The 6,297-nt window shown below is 72.0% G+C and carries 6 protein-coding genes and 1 tRNA gene; 2 read left to right on the top strand and 5 right to left on the bottom strand.

Going from position 1 to position 6,297, the window contains the following annotated elements:
• Positions 1-198 precede the first annotated feature (198 nt).
• Entirely contained in the window at positions 199-747 is a 549-nt protein-coding gene (locus ACPC54_RS31445) for a hypothetical protein (RefSeq protein ID WP_498969690.1), read from the top strand.
• Positions 748-824: 77 nt separating this feature from the next.
• Here ACPC54_RS31445 and ACPC54_RS31440 read toward each other — a convergent pair.
• From ACPC54_RS31440 to ACPC54_RS31420, 5 genes are all read right to left on the bottom strand, one after another.
• Positions 825-901: transfer RNA gene (locus ACPC54_RS31440), tRNA-Met, on the bottom strand.
• 138 nt (positions 902-1,039) lie between these two features.
• Positions 1,040-2,335: an alpha/beta hydrolase family protein gene (locus ACPC54_RS31435; RefSeq protein WP_498969689.1), complete on the bottom strand. Its 1,296-nt coding sequence runs from the start codon at positions 2,333-2,335 to the stop codon at positions 1,040-1,042.
• Positions 2,336-2,448: 113 nt separating this feature from the next.
• The gene (locus ACPC54_RS31430; RefSeq protein ID WP_498969687.1) at positions 2,449-3,432 is read right to left on the bottom strand and encodes a Vgb family protein; all 984 of its coding nucleotides are present in this window, start codon (positions 3,430-3,432) and stop codon (positions 2,449-2,451) included.
• 219 nt (positions 3,433-3,651) lie between these two features.
• Positions 3,652-4,863: an acyl-CoA dehydrogenase family protein gene (locus ACPC54_RS31425; protein WP_498969685.1), complete on the bottom strand. Its 1,212-nt coding sequence runs from the start codon at positions 4,861-4,863 to the stop codon at positions 3,652-3,654.
• Between the two features lie 3 nt (positions 4,864-4,866).
• Entirely contained in the window at positions 4,867-5,895 is a 1,029-nt protein-coding gene (locus ACPC54_RS31420; protein ID WP_498969683.1) for a phosphotransferase family protein, read from the bottom strand.
• A 103-nt stretch (positions 5,896-5,998) separates the two neighbouring features.
• Here ACPC54_RS31420 and ACPC54_RS31415 point away from each other — a divergent pair, with 103 nt between their 5' ends.
• On the top strand, positions 5,999-6,163 hold the full coding sequence (locus ACPC54_RS31415; RefSeq protein WP_498969682.1) for a hypothetical protein: 165 nt from the start codon (positions 5,999-6,001) through the stop codon (positions 6,161-6,163).
• Positions 6,164-6,297: the final 134 nt, after the last annotated feature.

Here is a 6,297-nt window from a genome sequence, read left to right as displayed (position 1 = left end):
GCGGCCGCGGCCCGCCGGGGCCGGGGGGGGGGGGGGGGGGGCCCCGGCCCGCGCCCCCCCCCCCCCCCCCCCCCCCCCCCCCCCCCCCCCCCCCCCCCCCCGCCCGGCCTCACCCGTCGCGGCGCGCGCCCCTCCTGAGCCCGCACGTCCGCCACCGGCTAGGATTCCCCGGATCTTGATCGACTTGGGGGATGCTTCATGAACTCTGGCCTGCGCCTGGTGGGCGTCGTCGCGGCGGTACGGATCCAGGGGGCGCTGCTGCTCCCCGTGAGCCTGGTGAGCTGCGCGACGGCGTTCACGTCGGGATCGCACCCCCTGGGCCTGGCGGGCAGCGCGGGAACCGGCGTGCTCCTGTTCGCCGCGACGTTCGGCGCGCTGCTGAAGGTCCGCCGCCCCTGGTACGAGACGCGGCTGGCGCAGCTGTCCCCGCCGCCGTCGAGCGCGGAGCGGGTCGTGCCGGACCGGACCTTCGACCTGTTCTCCCGCACGCTCACCGTGCCGCTGCTACTGGTCCTGGGGATCGGGCTCACGCTCAGCTCCGTGACCGGGGTGCCGGTCGGCATGTTCCTGGCCGGCATGGCGGCCGCGATGCTCTGGCAGTCGCGCTGGCTGGAGGCGGAGGAGCAGCGGCTCGGCGGCCGGCTGCTGTGCCCGTACGCTCCCGTCCGCGTCGCGCCCGGCGACCCCAACACCCAGGTCTACCGCGAGTCCCGGTTCTGGATCGTCCGCGAGACGCCGGCGGGCTGAGGCCGCCGGCCGACCGGGACGACCGGGCCGACGAAAAAGGCCGGGCCGGCGCACTGTGTGCGCCGGCCCGGCCTTCGTGGTAGCGGGGACAGGATTTGAACCTGCGACCTCTGGGTTATGAGCCCAGCGAGCTACCGAGCTGCTCCACCCCGCGTCGGTGAAGCCAACTGTACGCCATCACGGCGACGCAGGGGAAATCCATTGTCCCGGGCGACCCCCGCCTGGCCTTCACAAGCCGCCCGGGCACCACGGCTGCCAGTACGAAGGAACGTACGCCTGGCAGTAGTTCTCGTCAGCGCTCGTACACCATCTCCGGGAAGCGCGCCGAGGGCCCGTCCAGCAGGTGGTCGTCGTGCCCGCGCAGCCAGCGGTCGAAGAAGCTGGCGACGTAGGTGCGGGTGGCGAGCACCGCCCGGTCGGGGGCGATGTCCCCGGTGTCGTTGCACAGCTGGTCGGGGGTGATCGCGCCCTGCCGGGCGAGCTGCGGGAGCAGGGATTCGGCGTCGGTGTACGACCCGTGCCGGGAGCCCTCCAGGGTGACGTCGGCGTGCCAGCCGGTGCTGTGCTGCCACAGGGCGTCCCAGCCGGGCTGCACGTGGTAGCTGCCGGAGTCGTCGTTGCGGGTGCCCATCAGCAGGAACGGGCGGTCCAGGCCCTTCTCGGCGACGTCGGTCAGGAACACGCCGGTGCGGCCGTCCGGGCCGGGGAAGTGCAGCTGCCCGTCCATGTTGACGGCGGCGGCGATCCGGGGGTCGTCGTGCATGGCCTGGAGGGCGGTGGAGCCGCCGCCGGAGTGGCCGACCATGCCGATCCGGTCGAGGTCGAGCGCGGCGCCGACGCCGGGCGGCAGCGTGCGGGAGTACTTCAGCTGCGCCAGCTCGTCGAGGACGAACCTGGTGTCGTCGACCCGGGTGGCGATCATCTTGCGCAGCAGTGCGCCCATGTCCAGGCCGGGCTGCTTGGCCAGCTCCGGGAACACCGAGGTGGCCAACTCGCCGTTCGGGAGCGAGACTTCGGAGGCCTCCCAGGTGTGGTCGACGGTCACCACGATGTAGCCGCGCGAGGCCAGGTCCTCCACCAGCGCGGTACCCCAGGTGCGCGGGTCCCCCAGGCCCGCCGAGTACAGCACCACCGGCCTCGCACGGCCGGGCATCGCGGGCGCGTCGGCCCGGGCGTGGGTGCGCACGCCCGCCCAGTCGGTGCGGCCGGGCTCGAAGTGGAGGTCCCCCTGCGCGACGCTCCCGGCGCTGCCGAAGTGCGCCGCCGCGTCGGGGGTCATGTAGGCGGCGCGGTCGGCGCCGGTGACGGGACGGGCGGCCGGGTACCAGATGCTGATCATCAGCTCGCGGTGCCGGTCGGGCTTCCACGGGTCGACGCGCTTGTCGTCGGTCAGGTGCACGGTGGTGGTGCCGATCGGGTACGGGCCGGTGGGGCGCGGCAGCGCGGCCGTCGCCATCGCCGTCGCCTGGGCGCTCGCACCCGCCACCGGCGCCGCCGGGGCCGCCACCGCGCCGGGCGCCGCCCCGAGCGTCGCCATCACCGTCGCCGCCAGCACTGCCGCCGCCATCGCCCGTCCCCGCCTGCTCATCGCCGTCGTCCCCTCGTCGTCCTTGATCCGGTACGACGGACAGTACGGGCGAGGCCGGGTCGCGGCCGTCATACCAGGGAGCCAACTCACCCGGCCATACCCAGGTATGACGCTCACTCGCTGATCGAGGCGATCTTGTTCCCGTTGAACTGGGTGAACCACGGGGAGCCGTCCGGTCCCAGGGTGATCCGGACCGGGACGCTGTTCGGGGTCGGGAGCGGGGTTTCGACAATGGCGGGCGCACCGAAGGTGATCTTCCCGATCTTGTTGCCCTGGACCTCGCAGAACCACAGGGCGCTGCCGTTGAGGCCGAGCGCGATGCCGTCCGGCGTGCTGTTCGGCGTCGGGATGTCGGACTCGGTGATGGTGCCGGTCGGCGTGATCCGACCGATCTTGTTACCGGTGTGCTCGGTGAACCAGAGCGCGCCGTCACTGCCGGCCACGATTCCCTGCGGGTGACTGTCCGGGGTCGGGGCGGGGAAGGTGGTGACGACGCCGCTCGGGGTGATCCGGCCGATGGCGTCGCCGTTGTACAGGGTGAACCAGAGGTTCCCGTCCGGGCCGGTGGTGATCAGCTCCGGGTTGCCGGTCGCCGGGCCGACGCCGGGCACGGGGAACTCGGTGATCTGCCCGGCCGGGGTGATCCGACCGATGTTGTTGCCGCCGAACTCGGTGAACCAGTAGTTCCCGTCCGGGCCGGCGGTGATCCCGATCGGGTCGGCGTAGATGTTGTTGATCGGGTACTCGGCGAAGGCGCCGTCGACCGTCATCCGGCCGATCTTGTTGACCCGGGCCTCGGTGAACCAGACGCCGCTGTTGTCGGGGGCGGCGGCGATGCCGGACGGCCGGCTGTTCGGCGTGGGGGTCGCGAACTCCTGGATGCCACCGCCCGCGTAGGCCTTCCCGATCTTGGCAGTTGCCGTCTCGGTGAAGTACGCGTAACCGAAGATCGTCGTGATGTCCTCGGGCTGGCTGTTCGCCGTCGGGACCGGGGTCTCGTGGATCTGCGCGCCCTGCTCCGGGAGGAACCCTGCGGCCGCGATGAGACAGGTGAGCACCGCGACCAGGTGCAGGGCGAACCGGCGGTGTCCGGACATGCGGCCCTCCTCCGGAGCGGCACGACTGTCCCTTCCAGATTGCGCCCCGGGCGGTGCTGCTGCCATCCCAGTGGGTTTGAGCGCGATTCGAGGGGTGGACTTTGGCTTGCCTGGTGAGGCTTCCGCCTTGTCAGCAATTCACAGTTCGGATACCTGGAGGAGTGGGAGCAGTGGGAAGTCGGCCGGTCCGACTTCCCACTCCCCCGGGCCGTTCCGTGGTTACGCGTGGCGGCGCAGCTCGCGGCGGGCGAGCGAGCGCTTGTGCGCCTCGTCCGGGCCGTCCGCCAGGCGCAGGCTGCGCATGCCGGCCCACAGTTCGGCGAGCGGGGTGTCCTGGCCGAGGCCCGCGCCGCCGTGCGCCTGGACGGCCTTGTCGAGGATCCACTCGACGGTGAGCGGGGCGGCGATCTTGATCGCCTGGATCTCGGTGTGCGCGCCCTTGTTGCCGACGGTGTCCATCAGCCAGGCGGTCTTGAGGCCGAGCAGGCGCAACTGCTCGATGCGGATGCGGGATTCGGCCACCCAGTCCTGCACGACGCCCTGCTCCGCGAGCGGACGGCCGAAGGCGACGCGGGCGTTCACCCGGCGGCACATCAGTTCCAGCGCCCGTTCGGCGATGCCGACCGCGCGCATGCAGTGGTGGATGCGGCCGGGGCCGAGCCGGGCCTGGGCGATGGCGAAGCCGGAGCCCTCCTCGCCGATCAGGTTGCCGACCGGCACCCGGACGTTCTCGAACACCAGCTCCGCGTGGCCGCCGTGGTCGTTGTCGTCGTAGCCGAAGACCGTCATGCCGCGCTTGGCGGTGACGCCCGGGGTGTCGCGCGGGACGAGGATCATGCTCTGCTGGCGGTGCCGCTCGGCGGTGGGGTCGGTCTTGCCCATGACGACGAAGATCTTGCAGTCCGGGTTCATCGCGCCGGTGATGTAGAACTTGCGGCCGTTGACCACGTACTCGTCACCGTCCCGCTCGATCCGGGTCTCGATGTTCGTGGCGTCCGAGGACGCGACCTCGGGCTCGGTCATCGCGAAGCCGGAGCGGATCTCGCCGTCCAGGAGGGGGCGCAGCCAGCGCTCGTGCTGCTCGGGGGTGCCGAAGTCGGCGAGCAGTTCCATGTTGCCGGTGTCGGGGGCGGCGCAGTTGAGCGCGATCGGGGCCAACTTGGGGCTGCGGCCGGTGATTTCGGCGAGCGGCGCGTACTGGAGGTTGGTCAGGCCGGCGCCGTGCGGGCCCGGGATGAAGAGGTTCCACAGGCCCTGTTTGCGGGCCTCGGTCTTCAGCTCGGCGACGATCGGCGGCGCGGTCCAGGGGGTGCGGGCCGGGTCGGCGAGCTGGGCGGCGAAGACCGGCTCGGCGGGGTAGACGTGCTCGTCCATGAAGGCGAGGAGCTGGTCCCGGAGTTCGTTCGTCCGGGCGTCGTAGGCGAAGTCCATCGGTCAGTTCTCCTTGAGGGTGCTCAGGCCGTGCCGGGCCAGGATCGGGGCCATCTCGCCCGCGCGGTCGAAGCCGGCGCCGACGGTGCGGCCCTGCTGGAAGCGGAAGTGGATGCCCTCGGCGACGACGGCGAGTTTGAAGGACGCGAAGGCCACGTACCAGTCAAGATCCTTGGCGTGACGGCCGGTCAGTTCGGCGTACCAGCCGACGATTTCGTCCGACTTGGGGAAGCCGGGGGCCGTGGCGGCGGAGGGGATGATGCCGCCGCCGACGCCTGCGAGTTCGGTGTACATCACGAGGAGGCCGATGTCGGTGAGCGGGTCGCCGAGGGTGGACATCTCCCAGTCGAGGACGGCCGTGATGGTGTCGCGGTCGTCGACGAGGACGTTGTCGAGGCGGTAGTCGCCGTGGACGAGCGCGGGGGCGGGTGACGTCGGCAGGCGTTCGGCGAGAAGGGCGTGCAGGCGGTCGACCTCGGGCAGGTCGCGGCTGCGGGAGGCGGCGAGCTGCTTGGACCAGCGGCGCAGCTGGCGCTCCAGGTAGCCGTCCGGGTGGCCGAAGCCGGCGAGGCCCACGGCGGCGGGGTCGATGCGGTGGAGGGCCGCGAGCGTTTCGACGAGCCGGCGGCCGAGGGCGTGCACCCGCTCGGCGCCCAGGGCTGCGAGGGGGGCGACGTCGCGATGGGCGGTGCCGGTGACGAACTCCATGAGGTACCAGGGCGCGCCCAGGGTGTCCGGGGTGGGGTCGAGCAGGAGGGTGTGCGGGACGGGTACCCCGGTGTCGCGCAGCGCGGTCATGACGCGGTACTCGCGGCCCATGTCGTGGGCGGTGGCGAGGACGTGCCCGAGCGGCGGTCGGCGCAGGACCCAGCGGGAGGCGCCGTCCGTGAGGACGTACGTGAGGTTCGAGCGGCCACCCTCGATGAGCTCCGCCCGCAACGGCCCCTGGACGGCCCCGGGCAGCTCCCGCTCCAGCTGGGCGCGGAGTTTCGGGAGGTCGAGGCCGGGCGGATCGGCGGAGTTCTCGGTCATCGGGCGGCTCCTCTGACAGGGACGGGAGTGACTAAGCGCTTGCTTAGCATCGATCCGAGCGAGGCCGGCTGTCAATGCCGGGAGGCGGGAGTACAAAGGGAGAATGGGAAGACAGGCAGTGGTCGTGCTCTACGTGCTCGCGATGGTGGCCGTGATCGTCGGCGTGGACGTGCTGTTCTTCCGGCACCAGCTGTGGGAGAGGCTGGCGGTGAACGTCGGCATCGTGTTGGTGTTCGGGGCGTTCTACTTCAGGTTCGTCAAGGGATGAGGAACGCGATCGGCGGGGGGGGCGCCGGGGGGGGGGGGGGCCCCCCGGGGGGCTGTGGTGAGATTTTGCCGCACTCACCCGGCGCGCTGGGGGGGGCCCCACCTACCCCCCCGGGGGGCCCGACCAAGCGAGCC

The sequence above is a fragment of the Kitasatospora sp. NPDC094028 genome (assembly GCF_049543595.1).
Classification (GTDB): domain Bacteria; phylum Actinomycetota; class Actinomycetes; order Streptomycetales; family Streptomycetaceae; genus Kitasatospora.
This window is presented reverse-complemented; position numbering and strand designations above follow the sequence as displayed.

Bases quoted from the DNA above. Each gene is read 5' to 3' on its own strand.
- ACPC54_RS31445 (WP_498969690.1), top strand. From the start codon at position 199: ATGAACTCTGGCCTGCGCCTGGTGGGCGTCGTCGCGGCGGTACGGATC.
- ACPC54_RS31435 (WP_498969689.1), bottom strand. From the start codon at position 2,335: ATGAGCAGGCGGGGACGGGCGATGGCGGCGGCAGTGCTGGCGGCGACG.
- ACPC54_RS31430 (WP_498969687.1), bottom strand. From the start codon at position 3,432: ATGTCCGGACACCGCCGGTTCGCCCTGCACCTGGTCGCGGTGCTCACC.
- ACPC54_RS31425 (WP_498969685.1), bottom strand. From the start codon at position 4,863: ATGGACTTCGCCTACGACGCCCGGACGAACGAACTCCGGGACCAGCTC.
- ACPC54_RS31420 (WP_498969683.1), bottom strand. From the start codon at position 5,895: ATGACCGAGAACTCCGCCGATCCGCCCGGCCTCGACCTCCCGAAACTC.
- ACPC54_RS31415 (WP_498969682.1), top strand. From the start codon at position 5,999: ATGGGAAGACAGGCAGTGGTCGTGCTCTACGTGCTCGCGATGGTGGCC.